This window comes from Thioalkalivibrio sp. ALJ16, from assembly GCF_000377345.1.
In the GTDB taxonomy this organism is placed as follows: Bacteria; Pseudomonadota; Gammaproteobacteria; order Ectothiorhodospirales; family Ectothiorhodospiraceae; genus Thioalkalivibrio.
Map to the genome: position 1 here is coordinate 59,644 of NZ_KB898037.1, position 24,719 is coordinate 84,362.

Genomic DNA, 24,719 nt, shown 5'->3' on the forward strand with positions numbered 1-24,719 from the left:
TGTCGGGTCCATCACGACCGCACGCAAGGGCGCGCGATCCGGAAAATAGGTTCAGGCGGCGTCGGGCTTGTTGGTGTCGTCGTCGGCGCATAGGGGGAAGCCCAGGGCCTCGCGCGACTCGTAGTACTTCTGCGCGACGTTTCGCGACAGTTCACGCACGCGCAGGATGTAGCGCTGGCGCTCGGTGACCGAGATCGCGCCGCGCGCATCCAGCAGGTTGAAGCTGTGCGAGGCGCGCAGCATCTGTTCGTAGGCCGGCAGCGGCAGGCCCAGTTCGATCATCCGATCGCTCTCGGTCGCGTGCTGGTCGAAGGCGGCGAACAGGGCATCGCGATCGGCGTGCTCGAAGTTGTAGGTGGACTGCTCCACCTCGTTCTGGTGATAGACGTCGCCGTAGGTCACCGGGCGACCGTCCGGGCCGACGGTCCAGACCAGGTCGAATACGCTCTCCACCCCCTGCAGGTACATCGCCAGGCGCTCCAGCCCGTAGGTGATTTCGCCGGACACCGGGTGGCAGTCCAGCCCGCCCACCTGCTGGAAGTAGGTGAACTGGGTGACCTCCATGCCGTTCAGCCAGATCTCCCAGCCCAGCCCCCAGGCGCCAAGGGTCGGGGACTCCCAGTTGTCCTCGACGAAACGCACATCGTGGGTGAGCGTGTCGAAGCCCAGGGCCTCCAGGGAGCCGAGGTAGAGGTCCTGGATGTCCGGCGGCGACGGCTTCAGCAGCACCTGGAACTGGTAGTAGTGCTGCAGGCGGTTGGGGTTGTCGCCGTAGCGCCCGTCGGTGGGGCGGCGACTGGGCTGCACGTAGGCCGCGCGCCACGGCTCCGGCCCGATCGAGCGCAGGAAGGTCGCCGGATGGAAGGTGCCGGCCCCCATCTCCATGTCGTAGGGCTGCAGGACCACGCAGCCGTGGTCGTTCCAGTAATCCTGCAGTCGCCGGATCAGGTCCTGGAAGGTGGGGCTGCTGCTGGACGGGGTGCGTTCGTGCGCCATGCGGGATCCCGGGTCAGGGCAAAGCGGACAGTATATCGGCCGGGCTCCGGCTGCGGCCACCGCCAGGGCGGTACGAAGGCCCATGGCGCGTCCTTCGCCAACCCGTATGCCCCACTTAACGGCAGACCGTTTGCGCCGGGCGGGAAGGCGCCCATACTGGGGGCTTGATCCGGTTCGGGAGAGCGGCCCTGAGCGAGCCCTACACCAATTCGGGACCGACGGAGACCACGGAGAACGGCCAACGCTACCGTGCCACGCGCCGGGTGACGCTGGTGGGCGCGACCGTGAACAGTTTCCTGGCCGTCGCCCAGCTGCTCAGCGGCTGGCTGCTGAACTCGCAGGCGCTGGTCGCGGACGGCGTGCATACGCTGTCGGACCTGGTCACCGACGGTGTCGTGCTGTTCGCCGCGCGCAAGGCCGCGGCGTCCCCCGACCAGGACCATCCGTACGGCCATGCCCGCATCGAGACCCTGGCGACGGTCATCGTCGGGGTCTTTCTGGCCCTGGCGGGCCTGGGGATCGCCTGGGCAGCCGGCAACCGGCTGGTCGATCCCGAGGCCATGACCGGTCCGGCGAATATGGCGATCTTTTTTGCCGCGCTGACCCTGGTCGCGAAGGAGGGCCTGTACCAGTACACCCACCGGGTGGCGAAGCGCCTGCGCTCGCGGATGCTGGATGCCAATGCCTGGCACCACCGCACCGATGCGATCTCGTCGCTGTTCGTGCTGGCCGGTGTGGGCGCGGCGGTGGCCGGCTTCCCGTGGGCGGACGCCCTGGCGGCGCTGATCGTCGCGCTGTTCATCCTGCATATCGCCGGGCGCCTGATCGTGCACGCCGCGGCGGAGCTGATCGACACCGCGCTGGAGCCGGAGAAGGTGGATCGCATTCACCGCACCATCCTGGACGTGCCCGGGGTGAAGGATGCGCACATGCTGCGCACCCGGCGCCACGGCAGCGACGTGGTGGCCGATGTGCACATCCAGGTCGCGCCGATGATCTCGGTCTCCGAGGGCCATCGCATCGCCGATGCGGTGTTCCATTCGGTGACCGACGAGCATGACCGGGTCAACGACATCACGGTGCACGTAGACCCGGAGAATGACGCGGACCAGGCTCGCAGCTCATCCCTGCCGCTGCGCCCGGCCCTGGTGGAGGCCCTGCGCGAGGCATGGGCTGATGTCCCGGAACTGGACGCGATCGAGCATGTGTCCCTGCACTACCTTGGCGGCCGAGTTCACATGACGATCACCCTGCGCCTGGACCCGGCGACCGGTCCGGCCGACCTCCATGCGCGCACCCGCGAACTGGCCGATCGGCTGCAGCGCCACTCGGGGGTAGGCGACATGCTGGGCGAAGTAACGCTACTCTATCGTCCGTGCACCCATTAAGTGCACGGGTAGCATTTATGCACTTATTTCGTGCACCACAGGCACCAAATCAGTGCACATAGACGGCGAAAGGCGGCGACAGTTGCCCGTTTTTCGCGCGCCGGCGCCGTTCCGTCCGCATGGCACGAAGCCTGCATAGGATACCGCGATGCCGCGCAGGATCACGCTGATCCGGCCGGCGACCATTGAAGATGCAAGTCAAGACCAAGGAGATCCCCATGTCCGCAGCCGAAGTGCTGAAGCAGATCAAGGAAAAGGAAGTGCGCTTTATCGACTTCCGCTTCACCGACTCCAAGGGCAAGGAACAGCATGTGACTGTGCCGGCCCACGAGATCGAGGAAGAGACCTTCGAAGAAGGCAAGATGTTCGACGGCTCGTCCATCTCGGGCTGGAAGGGCATCAACGAGTCCGACATGATCCTGATGCCGGATGCCGAGTCCGCGGTCATGGACCCGTTCTTCGAAGACCTGACCATGAACATCCGCTGCGATGTGGTCGAGCCGGCCACCATGCAGGGCTACGACCGCTGCCCGCGCTCCCTGGCGCGCCGCGCCGAGGCCTACCTGCAGAGCACCGGCATCGCCGACACCGCGCTGTTCGGCCCGGAAAACGAATTCTTCGTGTTCGACGACGTGAAGTGGGGCTCCAGCCTGTCCGGCTCCTACTGCCGCGTGGACTCCGAAGAGGCCTCCTGGAACTCCGAGCGCGTCTATGAGGACGGCAACATCGGTCACCGTCCGGGCGTGAAGGGCGGCTACTTCCCGGTGCCGCCGGTCGACAGCCTGCATGACCTGCGCTCCACCATGTGCGAAGTAATGACCGAGATGGGCCTGGTCACCGAGGTACACCACCACGAAGTGGCGACTGCCGGCCAGTGCGAGATCGGCGTCGGTGCCGCGACCCTGACCCAGAAGGCCGACGAGGTGCAGATCCTGAAGTACGTGGTGCAGAACGTGGCCCACATCCACGGCAAGACCGCGACCTTCATGCCCAAGCCCATCGTTGGCGACAACGGTTCCGGCATGCACGTGCACCAGTCGCTCTCGAAAGACGGCAAGAACCTGTTCTCCGGCGACCTGTACGGCGGCCTGTCCGAGACCGCGCTGTACTACATCGGCGGCATCATCAAGCACGCCCGTGCGCTGAATGCCTTCACCAACCCGTCCACCAACAGCTACAAGCGTCTGGTGCCGGGCTTCGAGGCTCCGGTCATGCTGGCCTACTCCGCCCGCAACCGCTCCGCCTCGCTGCGTATCCCGTTCGTGATGAACCCGAAGGCCCGCCGCATCGAGCTGCGCTTCCCGGATTCCACCGCGAACCCCTACCTGGCCTTCGCCGCGATGCTGATGGCCGGCCTGGACGGCATCCAGAACAAGATCCACCCGGGCGAGGCGATGGACAAGAACCTCTACGACCTGCCGCCGGAAGAGGAAAAGGGCATCCCGCAGGTCTGCCATTCGCTGGACCAGGCGCTGGAAGCCCTGAACCAGGATCGCGAGTTCCTGACCCAGGGCGGCGTGTTCACCGACGACATGATCGATGCCTACATCGACCTGAAGATGGAAGACGTCACGCAGATGCGCATGACCACCCATCCGATCGAGTTCGACATGTACTACAGCCTGTAAGGCGCCCGCTTCCGGCCCCTCGGGGCCGCGAGGCCATCCGCCGCCGCGCCCTCTCCGGGGCCGGCGGCTTTTTTGTGCCCGTTGGACCGCCTACCGCGGACCCCATACGCGGCGGCCGCGCGAAATAGATGGGCCTCGCGCATCCGGAGGATGCGCGAGGCCCAAAGAAAAGGGCCAGCAGTGAAACTACTGGCCCAAGTACCCGTGCCGGGGTTGCGGCTTCCCTGCCAGGAGGTCAGTCTCGCGCGCTCGGTACCGCGACCTCGTAGCCACTGCTAAGCGCATTCAAAAACACTTCGATGTCGTTGTAGGCATCGGCACCAAGCTGCAACGGCTGGGTTCCGGAGTTTCGGTTGCATTCGGTAAACCGCACCTGCAGCGACTGCAGTTCGTCCTTTGTGCGATAGGTCGGCCAGTGGGCCGCGTCACCGTAATGAGTGGTCAGTGCCTGACCGCGCAGACGCTCGCCGGCCGTTGTCGTGTGGCAGCTGGCGCAGGCCAGGTTCATGCGGCCAGTCCGCAGATGGAACCGCTCCTGCCCCCGCTTGTAGGCCTTCTTGAGTTCGCCTTCGGTGACGTCGATTTCGATCGGCATGCCGTTGCTGTGGGTGGCGACATACACCGAGATCGCGGAGTTGTCGTAACTGCCGTGCTTGAGCGTCTTGCCCTGCTCGGCGGCGCAATGCTCGATCATCATCTCCAGGTTCATGATCCGGCCCAGCTCTTCGTTGAACTGCGGATATTGCGTGGCGCGCAGCCCGGTCAGGTCACCATCTTCCGCCCCCAGACAGGCCGCGAAGGCGCCATTGTCATTGAGCTCCGCGAACAGGAAAGCCCCACGATCCTCGGCCAGGTGCCCACCGTGCAGCGACTGGTCGAAAGGCGGGTCCATGAACTTCCAGTTGGTCTTCCACTGGTCGCTTTGCGAGGCGACCATGGCGGCATCGAGCGCTGCGCGATCCTTCCAGTACTTGTAGGTCCCGGTATGGTCGTCCGACACGTGCGGATCATCGCCATAGTCCAGCATGGGCTGGTATTCGCGGTAAACGGTTTCATCAGCGGTGGCCTGAACGATCCATGCCCCGGAGAGGGCGAGCGCGAGCGCTGCTGCGCCGGTAACCGCAATCTGCTTTTGTTTCATTCTGAACTCTCCTTTTGCGGGTTACTTGAGGGTCGCCATATACGCCATGACGTCGTGGATTTCCTGTTCAGTGAGATTGTTGAAGGCACCGAACGGCGGCATCAGCGTTCCCTCGTAGAAGACGCGCGCGTCATAGAGCATCTGATAGGTGTATTCGTCAGGCATGCCGCGAGCCGCGTAATCGGCCAGCGAGGGGCCGACGGTTCCGGTCTGCGCAACCCCCTCGACATAGTGGCAAGCCACACAGTTGCCTTCGGCCGTGGTCGTAAAGATCTCCTTGCCACGCTCCGGGTCGCCATTTACCGGGCCCTCGAAGGCAACCTCCGTGGGCTCCGGTATCCCGCGTCGATCCTCATAGCTAAGGCTCAGCCACTGGCGCAGATCTCGCCCGTGTGCCCGCAGTTCATAGGTCCCCGCGCCTTCGGTCGGGTAGGGCCAGGCGGTCTTGACGTCCAGGCTCTCGTCGATCAGCGCATTGCCCGGAAGCCCCGCAGTCGAGTTCGGCGAATCGGCGACGGCGAATGGCACGGCCAGCATTGTCAGACCACCGGCCAGAAACAGCGCACTCCTCATCATCGTGGGTGTCTCCTGTTGTTATTGGTTTCATCTGGGCCCGCATGACGCACGTACGCGGCGCCCGGCCCAACGTCCCCGATGCAGGGTGCGTGCCAATCAATAAAGTCCAGTGAGGATGCGGGCGGAAGAGAAAGGCACGGAGGGCGCCTGGGGCATTTGGCCCGCACCCATGGCGAGCGATTGGGGCAAAATGCCCCACAAGCCGGAAGCGACTCGTACGGTGGTCCACCCGTTACATACGAAAGAGATTCCAGGCCCGAAAGCCTGAGGACGCACGACTTCAGAGAGGTGGTTCGGACGGATCCTCCGGGGAGGCGCCACGCGGGTCGTCCTTCCACGCGGCGAGCTTGCGCAGCAGGGTCTTGTAGTCGATGCCCAGCACCCGGGCGGCCTGGGCCTTGTTGTTGCCGGTCTCGCGGAGCACCGCCTCGATGTAGCGACGCTCGACGGCGGCCAGCGTTGCACCCGTATCGCCGGGGTCGGGCAGACCGGGCTCCGCGCCGGCCCGCCAGCCCCCGCCGCCAATGGCATCGGGAAACACGTCCAGTGGCAGGCTGGTCAGCCCGTCGGGGCACAGGATCACGGCCTGTTCGATGAAGTTCTCCAGTTCCCGGACATTGCCCGGCCACTCATAGCCGAGCAGGGCGCTGATGGCCTCCGGGGCAAGGCGGCGCACTACCGGACGTCCGTGGGTGCGGGCATAGCGCTGCACGAAGCTCTCGGCCAGCTCGGGGATGTCTTCCGTGCGCTCCCGCAGTGGCGGCAGCTGCACGCCGAGGACATTGATCCGGTGGAACAGGTCGCGCCGGAAGGTGCCCTCCTCGACCGCCTGTTCCAGCGGCTGGTTGGTGGCGGTAACCAGCCGGAAATCCAGTGGGCGATCCTCGGTGCAGCCGAGCGCACGCACGCTGCGGCTCTGGAGGGTCCGCAACAGCTTGGCCTGAAGGCCCAGGGGCATGGCGTTGATTTCGTCGAGGAACAGGACGCCGCCGGAGGCCTCGACCAGCAAACCCGGATGATCGCGATCGGCCCCGGTGAATGCGCCGCGTCGATACCCAAACAGCTCTGCCTCGGCCAGGTCCTGGGGAATCGCGGCCACGTTGATCGCGACGAAGGGCCCGCGCCCCGCATGCAGCGCCTGCGCCACGAGTTCCTTGCCGGTCCCGCTCTCGCCTTCGATCACGACATTGGCCTGGGTGTCGCGGACCTTGAGGATCCATTCGCGCAGGCGCTGCATGATCGGGCTGGAACCGCGCAACGCGCTCAGGCAAGGGTCGCAGGACTGGGCCGAGCGGGTGGCGCGGTCAGCACGCAGTCGCAAGTCATGGGTGCGCTGCACCTTTGCCAGCATCAGCTCGATGTTCTCGGGCCGAAACGGTTTGGGGAGAAAGTCGAAGGCGCCCATGCGCACGGCTTCGACCGCATTTTCCAGACTGGCATAGGCACTGATGACGACCACCGGGAGGTCGGGGTCGCGCTCCTTGACGGTCTGGATCACGTCGAAGCCATCGCGACCCGGCATCATGAGATCGGTCAGGACCAGATCCGGCTCCACCTCCGCCAGCGAGTCCTCGAGATCAGACGCATCGCTGTTCAGCGTCACCTCGTAGCGCCCGCTGTCCTGGATCGCCCAGCTCAGCATGCGGGCCACATCGGGCTCGTCCTCTAGCACCAGGACCCGGATCGGCCGGTCCGTGTCCCCGAGGTGCTCGGGCGATACGGCGGCTGATTCATTGATCGGGATGGACGGGGATTCAGGCATCGGGATTCCGGTCTGGGTTGGACGTGCGGCAGGGAAACGGTGTAGAACAAAAGTCCAAGCTTGAAAAGAGTCTATGCATGAATCGTCGCATGTTCATCCGCAATGCGGCTGCCGTGGCCGTACTCGGGCCGCTGCTGGGTCATGGCATCGCGCGCGCGCTGAGCCCCGAAAGCGCCGACTGGCAGGCTGGCCTGGCTCAGGGCGGATGCAATTGCGCCGGCTCGCAGGGCGCGCCCCAGCCGGTCGACCATCGTACGGATGGCGAACTGGTCTACCAGGGTACCCACCTCCTGACCTACGGCGCGTTCCGCGAACTGGCCGAGCACTATCGCGACGACACCGGACGCCCGTTTGTGGTCTACGGTGGCGGGTGCGATGACGGGATCGGGGCGGTGCAGCAGCGGACCGCCCATCTGGGAGGACTCTGCTGCCCGGTGGAGGACACCCGGGCGCGAGATTTCTTCCACTTGCTGGTCGCCCGGGACCTCAAAGTCGTGGTGACCCACCCCGAGGTCGGAGTCGACGGGCTGGCGCTGGACGACTTGAAGGCCGTGATGGCAGGCCGGGTTCGCCGCTGGTCGGACGTAGGCGGGCCAGACCGGCCGATCGCCGTGCTCTATCGCGACCACTGCCCGGACTACCGCGAACCGGTTCGCGACGTCCTGTTCGACAATGCCCAGCAGTGGTCCCCCCGCGGCATGAGTATCGATACCGACGAACACCTGACCGACACCCTGGCACGCTTCGAGTCCTCCATCGGCGTCGTAAGCTGGGTGTTCGCGGCCGAGCGCATCAAGCGGGGCGAACTGCGCGCCCTGAAGATCGACGGGATCGAGCCGTCCGCGGCAGCGGTTCAGGCGGGCGAGTATCCCCTCCACGGCCCGCTGACGGTGGTATCCGACCGGTGGCAGGAGGCGGTCATGCGCCCGTTCTTCGATTACCTGTACAGCCCGGCCGGGCAGGCCGTTTTGGCGCACCGGCTGATTCCGGTCTCCGCCGAGGAGGCGGGGTATCGCCTGCCGCAAACCATCTGAGTCCTGCCACGATCCGGCGCCGCCCGAATGCATGCCAGGGACCCTGCACGGCCTGGCCCGAGTGTCCCGTCTGCGAGAGTTGAATGATGTCGGAAGCGGTTATTCCCGGACGATGGTCGCTCCACCGCGGCCAGACGCAAACGCCAGGACGCCGAAGATCCCTGCTGATCCGCGTGATCCTGGGCGTGATTACGGTCACCGCCATTATCCACAGCGCCCTGTTCCTGGGCATTGATCAGGTCGTCAGCCGCCAGTTCGACGACCTGCACCAGGAGCGACTCGACCGCCTGGCGGATCAGGTGGACGGACGCATCCAGGACGAACTGCGACGGTTGTCCAGCCTGACCGGCTTGCTGGCCCGCGACTCCGACCTGATCAACAGCACCTATTATCACCTCTATCTGGAAGGTGAACAGCACCACCCTGCGGCAGCCGTGAGCCGGCAGGCCGAGGCATTCGAACTGCAACGCGTATCGCTGTGGGCCGCCAGTGACCAGCGCGAGATCGCCTCCAGCCGTCCGTCGGACTCGGTCATATTCCCGCCGCAAGGGGAGCGGGAAGGCGCCGCCGTAGTGTTCGCCGACGGCAGCTTCTGGCTGGTCGGTCAGGCAGCGATCGAACACAACAATGTGAATATCGCCTGGCTGGTGACGGCCACGCCGCTCGAAGAACTCGTGACATCCCTGCGCGAGACCCACTCCGCGCGAATCGAGCCCGCCGCCGGGGTCTCGGTGGGGCCCGATGTCCGCCGGATCGAACTGACCGACGACCGCGATCCGTCGCGCGCGGCCCTGGACGTCAGGGCACCGGACACGGTCGCGCGCGCGCTGGACGAGGTCAAGACCCTGCTCACCATCACCCTGGCGATTGCCGCGGTGCTGCTGGCCTTTGCGCTGGTGGTGGTGCTGCGCATCCAGCTGCGCCCGGTCGGGGCCCTTGTCGAGCATCTGGGGCGCATCGCCCGCGGGGAGTTTGGATATCAGGCACCGCTTCCCCCCGGCTCCGGCGAGTTCTCCCGCCTGGTGCTGGCGTTCAATGACATGTCGCGCGACCTGGCGCGCCTGCGCGATGTCGAGCGCCGGCTGCAGCACCAGGAGCAGCTGTCCGCGATCGGGCGGGTGGCCGCCCGCGTCGCGCACGACATCAACAACCCCCTGACCGTGATCAGCAGTGTGACCGCGACCCTCCAGCGCGAAGGCACGCTGGGGGAACGGCAGCAGGAGATGGTGAACATGATCGACCACCACTGCGAACGCTGCTCCCGCACGGTCCAGGAATTGCTGGAATACGGCCGGCCCGTCACGCCCCGGATCCAGCCGATGGACCTGCATGCGCTGGTGGCCGGGGTGGCCGCGCGCCAGTCACGGCGCTGGCAGATCCCCGTAATCCTGGAACCGGAGACGGGTACCGGGCTGTCACCGGTGGAACTGGATCCGCTCCTGACCGAGCAGATGCTGGACAACCTGATCGACAATGCCGCCCAGGCGGCGCCGCACAGGCCCGTCCGCGTGCGAATCACTGAAGGCGCCGGGGATTGCCGCATCGAGGTCCTGGACGAGGGTCCCGGTTTTGCCGCCAGCGAACGCGAGCAGGTGTTCGAGCCGTTCTTCACCACCAAGCGGGGCGGAACCGGGCTGGGGCTGGCCAGCGTGCTACGGGTGGTCCGCGCCCACAACGGCGATATCGATCTCGGGCCGGGGCCCGGAGGTCAGGTACGGATTCGGCTGCCACTGCGCCAGGACCGCGAAGCGCTGCAGGATCGGACCAACGGCTACTGATCGCGCCACGGCCCAGAGCGAGCGTGCTCGGTCCGGCCGGGCACTTGCGGGCAGAGCCCCGTTACGGGAATCCCCCGTCCAGCCGTCCCGGTTCGGGTTGCACGGCCACCACCGCACCCAGCAACCACCAGCAAGCACTGACGAGATACCGCTTCTGGCGAAGCGCAGAGGGCGCCGGGCCCGGTCAGGGACGCCAGCCGAACTCGTCGGCCTTCTGCTGCGCCAGTGCCGGGATGTCGGTGGCGACGAACTTCTCGTGCAGCACCTGCACGCCGATCATGTGGTTGATCACGGCGTCCAGCTGGACCTGGGTGGCCGCCGGGGTGTTCTCGTCCTCGTGGATCTCGAACACGCGGCGCACGCCCTCCGGGTCCAGCAGGCCCGCCTCGGCCACCTTCTCCGGCGACAGATAGCGATCGGCCAGGGCCTTCATCGCCGCCCACTTGACCGGATCGGTGTGCGCGGGCGGGGCCATGAACGCGAACTTCTCGCGCTCGTAGAGCACCTTCGGCAGCAGGCCCTTCATCGATTCGCGCAGCACGTACTTCTCGGTGCGGCCCTTGATACGCAGGGTCGGCGGGAGGTGGGCGCAGAACTCGGCCAGGTGATGGTCGAGAAACGGCGGGCGCGCCTCCATGGAGTTGGCCATGTCCATGCGGTCGCCCCCCCAGGTCAGGATCTGGCCCTCCAGCATGGTCTTTATCCAGACGTACTGGGCCTTGTCCAGCGGGTGCCGGCCTTCCAGCATGTCGTCGTCCAGGGCGTTGGCGATCGCACGGCCGGGCTGATAGCCCTGCATGCGTTCGCGGCGCTCCGGCGCCAGCAGGCCGGGCACGTGCTCGGCCGCCGCCAGCCAGGGCTGCAGGCAGGACGGGGTAAAGCCCATCATCTTCGTGAACTCGGGGTCATCGACCTCGTCCTCGGCCAGCATCGCGCCGGAGAACAGCTCGTTGGACTCGTTCAGCATCTGCTGCCAGGCGACCCGGTCGGCCTCCGGCAGGGTGTCCAGGCCGTGCAGGAACATGTCGCGGCGGAAGGCCGGGTAGCCGCCGAACAGCTCGTCCGAGCCCTCGCCGGTGACCACCACCTTGTAGCCGGCCTCGTTCACGTGCCGGCTCATCAGCAGCTTGGCCACACCGAGGGTGTTGTAGATGGTGCGCTCGGCGTGCCACAGGGCCTCTTCGAAGTTGTCGTAGAGGTGGTCGGCATCCAGCCGCAGGATGTCCTGGTCGGCGCCGACGCTCTCGGCCATCTCGCGGGCGATCGCGGTCTCGTCGTAGTCGTCGTTGTCGAAGCCGATGGTGAAGGCCTTGACCGGCGCCTGCTGGCTGGCCGAGGCCAGGCCCAGGGTGATGCAGGAATCGATCCCCCCGGAGAGGTAACAGGCGACCGGCACATCGGCCTCCAGACGCAGCTGGACGGCCTCCATCAGCTGTTCGCGCACGCCCTCGATCCAGTAGTTCTCGTCGGTGTCCTCCTCGGGCGGGCGCTCGGAGGCCAGCGGGAAGTCCATGTCCCAGTATTTCTCCTGGCGCACCTTCAGCTTGCCGTGGGCCCGCTCGACGATGACCATGTGGCCGGGCTTCACCTGCTGGATACCCTCGAACGCGGTGGTCCCCGGGACCATGGTCTGCATCAGCTGGTGGTACAGGCCGTCGTCGGCGAACTGGCGCGGGACGTCGGGGTTCGCGAACAGCACCTTCAGCTCGGAGCCGAACACGAAGCTGCCATTGGCCTCGGTGAAGTACAGCGGCTTGATGCCGAAGCGGTCGCGGATCAGCACCAGGCGGTCGCGCTTGCGGTCGTACAGCGAGATCGCGAACTCGCCGCGGAAGTGCTTGATCGCATCCTCCAGTCCCTCGCGCCGGTACAGGTGCATGACCATCTCGGAGTCGCTCTTGGTGCGGAACTGCACCCCGCGCGAGGTCAGGTCGGTGCGGATGCGCTTGTAGTCGTACAGCTCGCCGTTGACCGCGGTCATGATGGAGCCGTCGGTCATGCAGAACGGCTGGCGGCCGCGATTCTCGTCCAGGTCGATGATCGACAGGCGGGCATGGGAGAAGCCCACGCCGCGGTCGTCCTGCGTCCGGTAGCCGAAGCCGTCGGGGCCGCGGTGATACTGGATTGCGGCCATGTTGACCAGGGTCTGGGGGTCGACCTTGCGGTTGGGGTCGGCGTGAAAGATTCCGGCGATGCCACACATGGCATGTCTCCTTGGTTATCCGTTCGGTGCGAGCGGGGCGCGGCCCGGTCCGTTCCGGCGCGCCACGCCACTCGCGGTTCAGTTCAGTACGAGGTTCAGTCTTCCGGGGTGTCCATGACCGCGCTGATGCGGCGGACCACGCTGGTCAGCAGCGCCATGCGCACAAACACCGCCCCGCGGGCCTGGGCGAAATACCAGTTGTGCGGGGTGTCATCGAGGTCCGTGGACAGCTCCGCACCGCGCGCCAGCGGGTGCAGGATGATCGCGCCCTTCTTCAGCGGGGAGTTGCGGTCCAGCTTCAGGCCCTCGCCCATGGACTCGAAGGTATCGCCCACCCAGGCGATGGCGTTGATGTACACCACGTCCAGCTCCGGCAGCACCGGGTCCAGTTCGTGCACCACGCGCAGGTTCAGGCCGGCCTCTTCCAGTTCCTCGCGCTGGCCGGGATCGAAGTTCTCGTCCTCGCGCGAGATGATCACGACCTCCGCGATCGCCTCCGGGAACAGGCTCAGCAGGCGCAGCAGCGAGCGCACCGTGCGCATGCGCGAGGGCACCCCGATGATGCCGACCTTGATGCGGTCCTCCGGCGCCACCGGGCCGGTGAACAGCTCCGGGCGCCACTTGGCCAGGGTGTAGACATCCGCCAGCGCCTGGGTCGGGTGCTCGTCGATGCCGTTGCCGGCGTTGACCAGCGGGATGCGCAGGTTCTCCAGCATGTTGTGCGCGGCCTCGCCATCCGAGGAGCGCAGCACCAGCACGTCGCCATAGTTGTTGAACATCTCGGCGATGTCCGCCAGCGATTCACCCTTGGCGATGCCGGTGCTCTTGGGGTCGGTGATCGACATCACCGCCCCGCCAAGCCGGTGCCAGGCGCTCTCGAAGGACAGCCGCGTGCGGGTGGACGGCTCGTAGAACGCACTGATCAGGATCTTGCCCGCCAGCGGCAGGTGCATCAGGGCCGGGGTGGTCTCGTACTGCGCCGCCAGGCGGAACAGCTGCAGCAGTTCGTCACGCGTGAATTGCTGGCTGGAGACCACATGCGAGGCCGCCAGCTTCAATAGCGGGTCCGGGTCTTCCTCCACTGCGGTCAGCAGGGCCCGGGGGCGGTCCGTACCGGCGGTACCGTCCTTGGGATTAAGGGCGTGCAAGGGATCTTCGGTGTAGTTCACCAGAGGCATCCTTTTTTCCAGTCGCGAATGAACAGGGCCAGCAGCAGGATCGGGGTCAGGGTGGCCATCAGGGTGGCGGCCACCACGATGAGCGTCAGGGCCGTGGTCGAGACAGTCATGCCGGACTCCCCTTCGGTTGGACATCATCCCGCGCGAGGCGGTCCCAGTCGAACGGGCGCGGTGCCAGCCAGGTGCTGAGCACCATCACCGCCAGCGACACCGCTGCGCCCACCAGTGCCGCGACGTAGAAACCGATCAGGAAGTAGCTGGCGAGCCCGACACCCGACCCCAGTATCATCGACCAGGCCGCGCCTTGCGGGTTCGCCCGCTGCCAGTACAGCCCGGCGACGATCGGCCAGATCGCGGAGGCCACGAAAGCGCCGGTGAAGTACAGCAGCTCGGCCAGCGAACCAATGATCGGCAGCGAGCCGCGATAGCTCGCGGCCAGCCAGGTCAGCAACCCCAGCAGCACCACGATCACCTTGGTCGCGCGAAACTGGCTCTGCTCGCTGGCCTGCGGGCGGATATGGCCGCGGTAGATATCGCGGGTGACCAGGTCCGAGGTGGCCGCCAGCAGCGAGTCGAGGCTCGAGGCCAGCGCGGCGAAGACGACGATGAAGACCACGATCGCGCCGGTCAGGCCGAGCACCTCGGCCGCGACCAGCGGCCCGACCATGTCCGCGGCGGGCACGTTGATGCCCAGCGCCGGCGTGGCCAGGGCGATGAAGCCGGCCACGATCGGGATCGGCAGCCACAGCAGCCCTCCCAGCAGGTAGGCGCGGAAGCCGACGTTGCGGCCAAAGGCGAAGGCGCGCGACCACCAGACGTTGGAGTGGAAGATCTCGCCCACCCCGAACAGCAGGTTGTTGAAAAGGAACATGATCGCGGCCGGGAACAGCAGGCTCAGCAGTTCCGGGCGCTCTTCCATCAGGTTGAAGTGGATCGCCTCGAACCCGACCTTGTCGATGGTCAGCCAGGCGATAAACGCCGCCCCCGCGATGATGATGATGGTCTGGATAAAGTCGGTCCCGATGACCGCGCGCAGACCGCCCAGCAGGGTGTAGATCACGCAGACGGTCAGGATCACGGTCATGCCCACGCGATAGTCGATTCCGGCCAGGGCATTGATCAGCACCCCGCCGGCCATCGCCATCGAGACCAGCCAGCCGAAGGCGTAAATCAGCGAAACCACCAGGAACACGCGCCAGGTGAAGGTGCCGAAGCGCAGGCGGATGAAATCGCCGGAGGTGAAGCCGCGCGGCATCAGCTCGCGGATGCGGCGGGCCAGCGGCGCGAACAGGATCAGGCCCAGCGCCCCCAGCGAATACCCGAGCATGCCCCAGACACCGAGCTGCAGCGCCAGCTGCGGGGCGGTCATCGTGGTATTGGCGGTGACCCAGGTAGCCATCGCGGTCGCAGTGGCCAGCGCCATGCCGACATTGCGCCCGGCCAGCATGTGGTCCTCGGCGGTCTTGTTGTGACGACCCAGCCACCAGCCGAGCGCCACCCAGAGGATGCTGAACGCGATCAGCAGCCCCCAGGCGATGGAGCTCGGGAGGATCGGGGCGTCGAGACCGTTCACGAGGCCTCCTTCACCTTTTTGATCTCGCGGATCGCCTCGTCGGTGGTCATCACGCGGGCGTAGCGATCCTTGATGGTGGTAATCGTCGCCTTCTGCATCTCCGGGGTCACCGTCGCGGTGGCGTCGTCCATCAGCGTGACATAGAAGCCCAGGTCACAGGCATCGCGCACGGCCGTGGATACGCACTCGTTGGAGTACACGCCCACGATGAACAGCGCCGAGATGTTCAGGTTGCGCAGGATGTAGTGCAGGTTGGTCGAGTTGAAGACCCCGCTGGCGGTCTTGTCCAGCACGATCTCGTCGCCCACCGGCGCCACCTGTTCGACGAACTCCGCATCCTTGGAGCCGGGCGCGGCATGCAGGTTCAGGCGCTTGTGACCCGGGCTGCGGTCGCGGCCATCGCGGGTCAGCGAGCGGATGCGCGTGTGGATCACCTCCAGCCCCTGCTCGCGGAACGCATCCTGCAGGCGGCGCACGTTTGGGAGCACCGTCTGTTCCAGGCGGTTGAAGTAGTACTCCTGGGCCTCGGGCGGCACGCCGGACTGCATCGAGTCGGCGAACACACCGTGACCGCGCGCGGCATCGAGGTACTGCAGGTCGATGCACAGCAGGGCGACGTGATGCTCGCGCAGCTCCTGACGCAGGACCGGGGTCGTGATCAGGCTCTCCTGGTACTGCTCGCGCAGCGGATCCAGGGAGTCGTAGTCGGTGAGCTGGGACACGTTGTCGTTATTGGCCATGCCGGTCGGTCCTTGGGTCGCGGTGATGGGGGATGCTCACGGACGGGCGGCCAGGGCCAGGGCGCTTTGCAGCGTCAGGTTGGCGCCCGTCTCGATATCTTCCCAGTTTGTCCATTCCGCCGCGGAATGGCTACGCCCCTGCAGGCTCGGCACGAAGATCATGCCGGTGCGCGTGATCGCGCTCATGCTCTGGGTGTCGTGGGCGGCCCCGCTGGGCATGGTCAGGTACTCCAGGCCCATGCGTTCGGCGGTCGCCTCGATGGTCTGCACGATGCCCGTGTCACAGCGCACCGGGTCGATCTCGGAGAGCACATCGAACTCGAACATCAGGTCGCGCCGGCGCGCGAGGCTGGACAGCGTGCGACGGGCCGCGTGGGCCAGCGCGGTCAGGACCTTCTCGTCGGTATCGCGCACCTCGAAGGAGAAAGTCGCCATGCCCGGCACGGTGTTCGCCGCGCCCGGCGAGAGCTCTACGCGGCCGATGGTCGCGCGCGAGTTCGGGCTGCCGTGCTCTTCCAGCAGGCGATTGATCTCGCCGCCGAACTCGGCCAGCCCCTGAAAGGCATCATTACGCATGTCCATCGGTGTGGTGCCGGCATGGTTCGGCTGCCCCTTCAGGCGCACCTCCCACTTGAACAGGCCGGTAATGGCCTCGACCACGCCCACACTCAGGCCGCGGCGATCCAGCACCGGGCCCTGTTCGATATGGGTCTCGATGAAAGCGTGCAGGGAGTGCGGGTCGCGCCGCGCGCTCAGCGCATCGTCGGCATTCAGACCCCAGTTGGCCATCGCCTCGACCAGGGTGATGCCCTCGAGATCCCGGGCATGGCTGATGCTCTCCGGGGTCAGCTTTCCGGCCATTGCCTGCGACCCGAACATGCCGCCGAAACGGCCCTCCTCGTCGGTGAAGTCGATCACCTCCAGCGGGTACTGCAGATCGACCGCGTGGTCCTTGGCCGTGCGCAGCACCTCCAGCCCGATCAGCACCCCGAGGGCACCATCCAGCGGGCCGCCCCCCGGGACGGTATCGAGATGCGAGCCCATGGCGACCACCGGGCGCTTGCCGTCGTAGTCGAGCCGGCCGTGCAGGTTGGCGGCACCGTCCTGCCAGACGTCCAGGCCCGCAGCCTCCAGGCGGCCGCGAAACCACTCGCGCCCGGCACGGTCGCCCTCGCTGAAGGCACGGCGGTGCAGGCCACGGTCAGCGTCGCGTCCGATCTGCCCCAGCTCGGTAATGTCCTGCTGCAGGCGCTGCATGTTGATCTTGAGTTCGTTCATCGTGTTCTCCGATAAGGCCGCCGGCCCCGGTCGCGGTACACGCGGATCGACGGGGCGGGGCAGGTGAATTCAGCCGCGTGGGCGACCGCGCAGGATGGCCACGATCAGGACCAGAAAGACGACGCCCCCCAGCACGAAGAAGCCGAATGCGCGAGCCAGGCTGTGATGCTCGACGCGGACCGTGGCCGTATCCGACCAGTCGTCGGCGTCGCTGGCACGCAGGCGGAAGCGGTATTCGCCATCGGGCAGACCGCTCACCACCGTGCTGGTGTCATGGCCTTCGTAGATGATGCGTGCATCGCCGTGATCCGGGCCCGCGGCCTGCTCCAGAGCGACGGCGCCAGCGGCCTCCCAGCTCAGGGTAAAGCCCCCGTCCGTGGAACGCTCGGGGGGGGCGTCGAAGGCTGGAGCCGCCTGCACCGCCAGCGGCAGCCACAACAGCGCCAGCAGCAGGGAACGAGCGGCACTCATCGCGGGCCAGCGCATCGTGGGTCTCAGGACTTGCCGTCGAACGGCTGAAGTCCGGCCCGTTCTTCAGTGGTGTTCATGGCCTCCACGAGCAGGTCCAGCCCCTGGTTCAGGTCGTCCAGGCGCCCCTTCGGCAGCGACTGCAGCGCACGGTTGAGCTCGCCCTGAGGGGCCGCCGGAGCTCGGTCCAGCAGTTCCATCCCCTGGTCGGTCACGTACAGGCGCACAATGCGCTGGTCCTTCTCCGGACGGCGGCGCTCGATCAGGCCGCGCTGTTCCAGCTTGTCGAGCAGATTGGATGTGGTCGAGGCGTGCACCGACAGCCGGCGCGAGAGATCGCTGACGTTGAGCCCCGGGGTCCGCTGCAGCTCCCACAGGGCCCACAGCTGCGAGGCGCTGATGCCGCAGGCACGCTCCACCGTGCGCGAGTGCCCCTGCAGCGCCCGAATAATCACGCGGAGCTGGCGGATGACCGAGCGCACGACATCGGGCTCGGTACTGTTGTTCGGATCGGGTTCCGGCCCCGATCGTGTGGCCTGGCTCAGCGACATCGCATTTCTCGTTATTTCAGCATCTGTTTGGTTATTTTTGTACAAAAATAGTTCCGTTGCAACTTGATGCCCGGGTGGCGGAATCGCCTCCCGGCCACTAAACAGGGGTTCAGGGGAGCGCTTTCTCACGCAGAATCCGCTGCCGATCACGGCGAGACGGGCACCGCCTGAGGCCCGGCAGGCCAAGGAACGCCTGCAAGGTGTCGCGGTCACACAACAACACGCTGAACTTGCGTCACGTGTTTACAACGCATTAGGTTTTACTTATAAGTGCCGCCGAACACGATTTCGTGCGCAAGACGCTCGTCTATCCGCCCGGGAGCATCGCGGGCAGCAGCCATAACGCCTACCAGAAGAGGAATTGCAATGAAAAAGACGACCAGCTGGACCCTGGCGCCCCTGTCCGGTGCCGTTGCCCTGGCCCTGTTCCTGGGCCCGAATGCCGCCGTCGCCGAAGGTGCGGGTGGTCTCAACTTCGATTTCTACGGGTCGCTGCGTACCCACGGCGAGTACGTGCGGCCAGATAACCGGAATGAAAGCGATGGGGGTGTAGATTCATATTGGGGTATGCGGGATGCGTATTCCAGGCTCGGGGTCCATATGAACTACGACATCAACGACCAGTTGGAGCTGTTCGGTCAACTCGAAATCGCCCTGGACAGTGCGAACCTGAAAGTTCAGGACCCTTATGATCAGGAAGAGGAAGTTCGAGTTGCCCAAGTTGGGCTGCGAGGAGATTTCGGGACCATTCAGATCGGACAGCAGTGGCTCCCCTACTACAACGCCATCTCCTTTCCGGTCGATATGTTCAGCACCTACTACAGCGGCTTCGCGACCTACACCGTGTTCCGTGTGAGGGATTCTGTCGCTTACTACAGCCCCGACTTCAATGGCTTCTCGTTCGCGGCCTCCTATTCCGACGACCGAGGCAACGAGAGCTCCACCTCTCGGATCGACGACAGTCGTGCCCAGTTCACGGCTTCATATAACTTTGGCGATACCACCATTTCGGCTGGTGTCGACGACCGAGGCAACGCTAACGGGGAGCGAGACCGCATTTACGGCCTGTCCGCATCACATCAGATGGGAGACTGGTACTTCGCTGCGAAGTACGAACAGTTCGATACGTTTAATGATACGTCTGGCGCCTTCAACGAAGATGGCGGCGAGGCCTTCAATGTCTTTGCCAGCTACACCCTTGGGAAGAACACTTTCAAGGCCATGCTCGCGAATGTGGACAACTACGGTGAAGATATTGTCCATCTTGGGTACGATTACCAGTACAACGACAGCCTGAAATTCTTCGCCGAGTACTACTACGAAGAAGAGACTGCCGCGATCACCCCACGGCGCGGCGGGCTCCAGGATTTCCCTGCCAACGCACAAGGTGGGCAGGTCATTGCGGCGGGCCTTCGGTTCGACTTCTGAGCAACCACATAGCACCAAAGGAACAAACCCCGGCCCCGCGCCGGGGTTTTTTTAACAAGAACGAAACGGTCATGTCTCTTCGCGGGCGGGGGGCTCGGCGAGCTCCGGACGTCCGGGCTGGGGCATGCGGTCGGGGTTGGCCCAGCGCATCAGGGCAAAGGCGAGCAGGATGGTGGGGATGCCGATCAGGGCGGAGCTGGCGAAGAACCAGACCCAGCCGATGTGTTCGGCGAGTACGCCCGTGAAGCCGGCGAGGAACTGCCCCGGCAACGTCATGATGGAGCTGAACAGGGCGTACTGGGTGGCGGTGTAGGCGCTGTTGGTGAGGCTGGAGAGGTATGCAATGAACACCGAGATGGCCATTCCGCCGGACAGGTTGTCGGCCATGATTGCGAACACCAGCCCGTAGGCCTCCGGTCCCAGGGTCGCCAGCCAGGAGAAGGTCAGGTTGGTTAGTGGGGCCAGGATCGCGGTGGCAATGAGCATGCGCATGATGCCGAAGCGCACGACCAGCAGGCCGCCGAGGGCCGCGCCGGTCAGGGTCATGGCCAGGCCGAAAGCGGCGGCGATGTTGGCGATCTCGTCCTTGGTGAAGCCGAGGTCCAGGTAGAACGGATTGGCCATCACGCCCATGAAGATGTCGCTGATGCGGAACACCGCAATGAAGGCGATCACCACCAGGGCGATCTTCCCGAAGCGCTGCCAGAATTCGACGAAGGGGCAGATCACCGCACCGATGAACCAGGCCTTCAGCCCGCGCCACCAGCCGGTGTCGGAGGTGTTGTTGAGGTAGTGGACCACCCGGTCCTCGAGCCGGGCGGTGGCGGAATCACGCCGGGCGACTTCGGGCTCGCGCACGATCAGCGTGCAGATCACACCGACCAGCATCAGCGCCGCCATGGCGGCGTACGACAGGCTCCAGCTGCCGGCCGCGGCGATGTGCAGCGCCCCGGCCCCGGCGGTCAGCAGCGCCACGCGGTAGCCGAACACGTAGGCCGCCGCCATTGCGCCCTGGCGCTCCTGACTGACCGCTTCGATGCGGTAGGCATCGATGGCAATGTCCTGGGTCGCGGCCCCGAAGGCGGTCAGTACGGCCCAGACGGCGACCAGCCAGAGCTGCTCCACCGGGTCGGTCAGGGCGATGCCGGCCAGGCCAAGGATGATCACGGCCTGGGCGAACAGCATCCAGGCACGGCGACGCCCGAACACCCGGGTGAGAAACGGCAGGGCCAGGCGGTCGACTACCGGGGCCCAGAAGACCTTGATGCTGTAGGCCATCCCGACCCAGGACAGGAAGCCGATGGAGGCCAGCTCCACGCCGAGGTCGCGCAGCCAGGCGGTGAATGTCCCGCCGGTCAGCAGCAGCGGCAGGCCGGCGGCAAAGCCCAGAAACAGCATCCCGATGACGCGCGGATGGCGGTAGACCGCCAGCGCCGCACGCCAGTCGCGGCTCGGGGGGCGTTGCGCGTCGGCAATACCGGTCATGAGCGCCGACCGCGGGGCAGGACACCCCGCTCAGGGCGTGTAGTCATAGTCGATCCAGAACGGCGCGTGATCGGAGAAGCGGTCGTCGGTATGAATGTACGGGTCGCGCGCGGTGGCGGCGATGCCGGGGGTCGCGATCTGGTAATCGATGCGCCAGCCGACGTTCTTGGCCCAGGCCTGGCCCCGGTTGGACCACCAGGTGTACTGCTCGGGACGCTCGTCCAGCCGGCGGAAGACGTCCACCATGCCGATCTCGTCGAACAGGTGATCGAGCCAGGCGCGTTCCTCGGGCAGGAAGCCCGAGTTCTTCTGGTTGGATTTCCAGTTGCGCAGGTCGATCTCGCGGTGGGCGATGTTCCAGTCGCCACAGATCACCCATTCGCGCCCGTCCTGCATGCGTTCGGTCAGCCAGGGCCGAAAGAAATCGAGGAAGCGCCACTTGGACTCCTGGCGGTGGTCGCCCGAGGACCCGGACGGCAGGTACAGCGAGACCACTGACAGGTTGCCGAAACGCATCTCCACGTAACGGCCTTCCTGATCCGCCTCCTCGAAGCCGATACGGGTGATGACCTCGTCCGGCTGCTGCCGGCTGTACAGGGCCACGCCGCTGTAGCCGGGCTTGACCGCGTCGACATAGGCGCAGTGGTGACCGCGCGGATGGAACGGCTCGCCCTGGATCTGGTGAATCTGGGCCTTGGTCTCCTGGATGCAGGTGACGTCGGCGGCGGTCGTGGGGAGCCAGTCGAAAAAGCCCTTGCGGGCAGCGGCACGAATGCCGTTGGCGTTCATTGAGAGTATGCGCATGGCGCAGAACGATACCCGCGGGCGCCGGCGCGGAAAAGCCCCGCGGGTCGGAGCCCGTGACGGACTGTGTCAAAATACGGGGTTTGAGACCGGAGCCGCCCGATGACCGCCCACGCCTTCCTCGAATATGCCCTGCAACGCGACGTCCTGCGCTTTGGCGAGTTCACCCTGAAGTCCGGGCGCATTAGCCCCTACTTCTTCAACGCCGGGCTGTTCAACCGGGGTTCCGATCTGGCGCGACTGGGCGAGTTCTACGCCCGGGCCATCGTCGATTCCGGCATCGAGTTCGATCTGGTATTCGGTCCGGCGTACAAGGGGATCCCGCTGGCGGCAGCGGTGACCGAGGCGCTGTACCGTGATCACGGCATGGACCGGCCCTGGGCCTTCAATCGGAAGGAGGCGAAGGACCATGGCGAAGGCGGCAACATCGTCGGTGCACCGCTGGCCGGGCGCGTGCTGATCGTGGACGACGTGATCACCGCCGGCACCGCGATTCGCGAATCGGTGGACTTGATCCGCGCGGCGGGTGCCACGCCGGTGGGGGTTGCCATTGCCCTGGACCGCGAGGAACGTGGCCGCGGCGAACGCTCGGCCATCCAGGAGGTCGAGGCCGATCTGGGCCTGCAGGTGATCCGCGTCGCGCGGCTGGGCGATCTGGTCGCGATGCTCGAGGATACCGGGCGCGCCCCGGAACACCTGGACGCGCTGCGCGCCTATCGCGCCGAGTACGGCGTTTAGGCGGCCTCGCAATGACGCGGGTAACGCCGCGGTAGCCGGGGGCTAGAGAAGCTCGGTGTCGTCGTGCGAGTACGGCGGCGAGCAGCTGCACAGGATGTGCAGCGGCCCGGTGCCGGTATTGCGGATGTTGTGCGGGGTGCCGGGCGCGATGCAGACGGTATCGCCCGCGGCGACGGCGAAGGTCTTCGCGCCCAGCCGCATTTCGCCCGCGCCACGGGTGATGTGATAGAGCTCTTCGGTTCGCGCGTGGCGATGCAGCAGCGTGGTGGCCCCCGGCTGCACCACCGCCTCGGCCAGGCTCTGGGCCGCGTTGCCGTGGGTATCCGGGTGCATCAGCTCGCGGATCTCGGAGCCGTCCTTGGTGTCGTAGGCCGGGATTTCAGCGTAGTGCGTGTGCATCGTCGCGCTCACGCGGACTCCGGAACTTCCTCGAGCAGCAGGCTGCGCCCCCCCATGGCCGAGGGTTTGGGCACGCCCATCAGTTCCAGCACCGTGGGTGCCACATCGGCCAGCCCGCCGCCGGTGCGCAGGCGCCAGCGCTGGGAGTCGGTGATCATGCACATGACCGGGTAGATCGTGTGCTGGGTATGCGGGGCACCGGTGACCGGGTCGATGTATTCGTCGCAGTTGCCATGATCGGCGGTCACGATCGCGGAGTACTCGAGCTCCTTCGCCGCATCCAGTACCCGCCCGACCTCCCGGTCGAGGACCTGAACCGCCTCGATCAGGGCGTCGCGTTTGGCGGTGTGCCCGACCATGTCGCCGTTGGCGAAGTTGACCAGGATGAAGCCGTAGCGCCCGCTCTGCATCGCCTGGATGGTCTCGTCGGCCACCTGCCGCGCGCTCATCTCCGGCTGCTCGTCGTAGGTATCTACCGCCGGCGAGGGCACCATCACGCGCTGCTCCCCGGCGTAGGGCTCTTCCTTGCCGCCGTTGAAGAAGAAGGTCACGTGGGCGTATTTCTCGGTCTCCGCGCAGTGGAACTGCGGGATGCCGGCAGAGGCGATAGTACTGCCCAGCGTGGTCGAGGGACGTTCCGGTGGGAACGCGATCGGGGAGAGGAAACGCGGATCGTATTCGGTCAGGCAGGTCTCGGACACCGGGTGGAAATCACCGCGATCAAAGCCGTCGAAATCGTCCATGCCCAGCGCGGCGGTCAGCTGGCGCGGACGGTCGTTGCGGAAGTTGAACAGGACGCAGACCGCGTCCTGACCCAGCGGCGCACCGCCATTCACGATGCGCGGGTTGATGAACTCGTCGTCCTCGCCGGCGGCATAGGCGGTCTCGATCGCCTCGCGGGCCGACGCGACCGGCTCGCCCTCGCCATAGGCGATGGCGCGGAAGGCCCTCTCGGTACGCTGCCAGCGCTTGTCGCGGTCCATCGCGTAATAGCGCCCGCACACAGTGGCGATCGCGCCGCCGGCGTTCGCCAGCTCTTCCTCCAGCGGGTCGAGGTAGTGGAGGGCCGAACGCGGCGCGGTGTCGCGACCGTCGGTGATCATGTGCACCATGGGCCGGGCGCCCTCGCGCTGGCAGATCTCGACCAGGGCACGCAGGTGGCGAATATGCGAGTGCACGCCGCCATCGGAGACCAGACCGATCAGGTGCAGCGGCTGGTCCTTGGCGACCGCGGCGCGTGCGGCGCTGACCAGGGCATCGTTCTCGTAGAAGCTGCCGTCGGTGATGGAGTCATCAATCCGCACCAGGTCCTGGTTGATAACCGTGCCCGCGCCCAGCGTCAGATGGCCGACCTCGGAATTGCCCATCTGCCCGTCGGGGAGCCCCACGGCGCGGCCGCAGGCATCCAGCGTGGTGTGCGTATGGGTGGACAGGTATTCGTCCAGCCGCGGCGTGCTGGCCTCGGCAAAGGCGTTGTTCAGCTTCGAGGGGTTTACGCCCACACCATCCATGATGATCAGAAGGACGGGGCGGCGGGGGGTCGGGCGCGGGTCTGCCATCGCGGGTTCTAT

General features: G+C 66.1%; 22 protein-coding genes. 6 read left to right on the top strand and 16 right to left on the bottom strand.

Annotated elements, in window-relative coordinates; all coding sequences use genetic code 11:
* Window positions 1-51: 51 nt before the first annotated feature.
* Entirely contained in the window at window positions 52-996 is a 945-nt protein-coding gene (gene glyQ, locus D000_RS0100340; RefSeq protein WP_018871556.1) for a glycine--tRNA ligase subunit alpha, read from the bottom strand.
* A gap of 164 nt (window positions 997-1,160) precedes the next feature.
* On the opposite strand from glyQ, the gene D000_RS0100345 reads away from it, so the two are divergent.
* Window positions 1,161-2,384, top strand: coding sequence for a cation diffusion facilitator family transporter (locus D000_RS0100345; RefSeq protein ID WP_018871557.1), 1,224 nt, complete (start codon window positions 1,161-1,163; stop codon window positions 2,382-2,384).
* A 218-nt stretch (window positions 2,385-2,602) separates the two neighbouring features.
* A complete protein-coding gene (gene glnA / locus D000_RS0100350; RefSeq protein WP_026279648.1) occupies window positions 2,603-4,012 on the top strand; it encodes a glutamate--ammonia ligase in 1,410 nt (469 codons plus the stop codon).
* Between the two features lie 235 nt (window positions 4,013-4,247).
* Here the strand turns inward: glnA and soxA are convergent, their stop codons facing one another.
* The 3 genes from soxA to D000_RS0100365 form a co-directional block, all read right to left on the bottom strand.
* Window positions 4,248-5,153 (bottom strand): sulfur oxidation c-type cytochrome SoxA, encoded by a 906-nt coding sequence (soxA, locus tag D000_RS0100355; RefSeq protein ID WP_018871559.1) that lies wholly within the window; start codon window positions 5,151-5,153, stop codon window positions 4,248-4,250.
* A 21-nt stretch (window positions 5,154-5,174) separates the two neighbouring features.
* Window positions 5,175-5,729, bottom strand: a complete 555-nt coding sequence (gene soxX / locus D000_RS0100360) for a sulfur oxidation c-type cytochrome SoxX (RefSeq protein WP_018871560.1) — start codon at window positions 5,727-5,729, stop codon at window positions 5,175-5,177.
* A 280-nt stretch (window positions 5,730-6,009) separates the two neighbouring features.
* Window positions 6,010-7,491, bottom strand: a complete 1,482-nt coding sequence (locus D000_RS0100365) for a sigma-54 dependent transcriptional regulator (protein WP_018871561.1) — start codon at window positions 7,489-7,491, stop codon at window positions 6,010-6,012.
* A gap of 77 nt (window positions 7,492-7,568) precedes the next feature.
* Between D000_RS0100365 and D000_RS0100370 the strand changes: the two genes are divergently transcribed.
* Window positions 7,569-8,525, top strand: a complete 957-nt coding sequence (locus D000_RS0100370; RefSeq protein WP_026279650.1) for a substrate-binding domain-containing protein — start codon at window positions 7,569-7,571, stop codon at window positions 8,523-8,525.
* Window positions 8,526-8,611: 86 nt separating this feature from the next.
* Window positions 8,612-10,303, top strand: coding sequence for a HAMP domain-containing histidine kinase (locus D000_RS0100375; RefSeq protein ID WP_026279651.1), 1,692 nt, complete (start codon window positions 8,612-8,614; stop codon window positions 10,301-10,303).
* 184 nt (window positions 10,304-10,487) lie between these two features.
* Here D000_RS0100375 and asnB read toward each other — a convergent pair whose 3' ends face one another.
* From asnB to D000_RS0100415, 8 genes are all read right to left on the bottom strand, one after another.
* Window positions 10,488-12,506 (bottom strand): asparagine synthase (glutamine-hydrolyzing), encoded by a 2,019-nt coding sequence (asnB, locus tag D000_RS0100380; RefSeq protein ID WP_018871564.1) that lies wholly within the window; start codon window positions 12,504-12,506, stop codon window positions 10,488-10,490.
* Window positions 12,507-12,601: 95 nt separating this feature from the next.
* Window positions 12,602-13,684, bottom strand: a complete 1,083-nt coding sequence (locus tag D000_RS0100385) for an aspartate carbamoyltransferase (protein ID WP_018871565.1) — start codon at window positions 13,682-13,684, stop codon at window positions 12,602-12,604.
* A complete protein-coding gene (locus D000_RS14435) occupies window positions 13,672-13,794 on the bottom strand; it encodes a hypothetical protein (protein WP_018871566.1) in 123 nt (40 codons plus the stop codon). The genes D000_RS0100385 and D000_RS14435 overlap by 13 nt, the downstream gene beginning before the upstream one ends.
* Entirely contained in the window at window positions 13,791-15,257 is a 1,467-nt protein-coding gene (locus D000_RS0100395) for a sodium:solute symporter family protein (protein ID WP_018871567.1), read from the bottom strand. The genes D000_RS14435 and D000_RS0100395 overlap by 4 nt, the downstream gene beginning before the upstream one ends.
* Window positions 15,254-15,997, bottom strand: coding sequence for a cysteine hydrolase family protein (locus D000_RS0100400; protein WP_018871568.1), 744 nt, complete (start codon window positions 15,995-15,997; stop codon window positions 15,254-15,256). Before D000_RS0100400 ends, D000_RS0100395 begins: the two co-directional genes overlap by 4 nt.
* A gap of 36 nt (window positions 15,998-16,033) precedes the next feature.
* The gene (locus D000_RS0100405; RefSeq protein ID WP_018871569.1) at window positions 16,034-17,275 is read right to left on the bottom strand and encodes a Zn-dependent hydrolase; all 1,242 of its coding nucleotides are present in this window, start codon (window positions 17,273-17,275) and stop codon (window positions 16,034-16,036) included.
* Window positions 17,276-17,344: 69 nt separating this feature from the next.
* Entirely contained in the window at window positions 17,345-17,746 is a 402-nt protein-coding gene (locus D000_RS0100410; RefSeq protein ID WP_026279652.1) for a fibronectin type III domain-containing protein, read from the bottom strand.
* A 23-nt stretch (window positions 17,747-17,769) separates the two neighbouring features.
* Window positions 17,770-18,294 carry a MarR family winged helix-turn-helix transcriptional regulator gene (locus tag D000_RS0100415; protein WP_018871571.1) on the bottom strand — a complete coding sequence of 175 codons (525 nt, stop codon included), beginning with the start codon at window positions 18,292-18,294 and terminating at the stop codon, window positions 17,770-17,772.
* A gap of 366 nt (window positions 18,295-18,660) precedes the next feature.
* Between D000_RS0100415 and D000_RS0100420 the strand changes: the two genes are divergently transcribed.
* Complete coding sequence (locus tag D000_RS0100420; RefSeq protein ID WP_018871572.1) at window positions 18,661-19,722, top strand: porin; 1,062 nt, start codon at window positions 18,661-18,663, stop codon at window positions 19,720-19,722.
* Window positions 19,723-19,791: 69 nt separating this feature from the next.
* Here D000_RS0100420 and D000_RS0100425 read toward each other — a convergent pair whose 3' ends face one another.
* Window positions 19,792-21,207 carry an AmpG family muropeptide MFS transporter gene (locus D000_RS0100425; protein ID WP_018871573.1) on the bottom strand — a complete coding sequence of 472 codons (1,416 nt, stop codon included), beginning with the start codon at window positions 21,205-21,207 and terminating at the stop codon, window positions 19,792-19,794.
* 30 nt (window positions 21,208-21,237) lie between these two features.
* Complete coding sequence (locus D000_RS0100430) at window positions 21,238-22,011, bottom strand: exodeoxyribonuclease III (protein WP_255349459.1); 774 nt, start codon at window positions 22,009-22,011, stop codon at window positions 21,238-21,240.
* A 102-nt stretch (window positions 22,012-22,113) separates the two neighbouring features.
* Between D000_RS0100430 and pyrE the strand changes: the two genes are divergently transcribed.
* On the top strand, window positions 22,114-22,749 hold the full coding sequence (gene pyrE / locus D000_RS0100435; RefSeq protein ID WP_018871575.1) for an orotate phosphoribosyltransferase: 636 nt from the start codon (window positions 22,114-22,116) through the stop codon (window positions 22,747-22,749).
* Between the two features lie 42 nt (window positions 22,750-22,791).
* Here the strand turns inward: pyrE and D000_RS0100440 are convergent, their stop codons facing one another.
* Window positions 22,792-23,148, bottom strand: a complete 357-nt coding sequence (locus D000_RS0100440) for a cupin domain-containing protein (RefSeq protein ID WP_018871576.1) — start codon at window positions 23,146-23,148, stop codon at window positions 22,792-22,794.
* A gap of 8 nt (window positions 23,149-23,156) precedes the next feature.
* Window positions 23,157-24,707 carry a 2,3-bisphosphoglycerate-independent phosphoglycerate mutase gene (gpmI, locus tag D000_RS0100445; RefSeq protein ID WP_018871577.1) on the bottom strand — a complete coding sequence of 517 codons (1,551 nt, stop codon included), beginning with the start codon at window positions 24,705-24,707 and terminating at the stop codon, window positions 23,157-23,159.
* Window positions 24,708-24,719 lie beyond the last annotated feature (12 nt).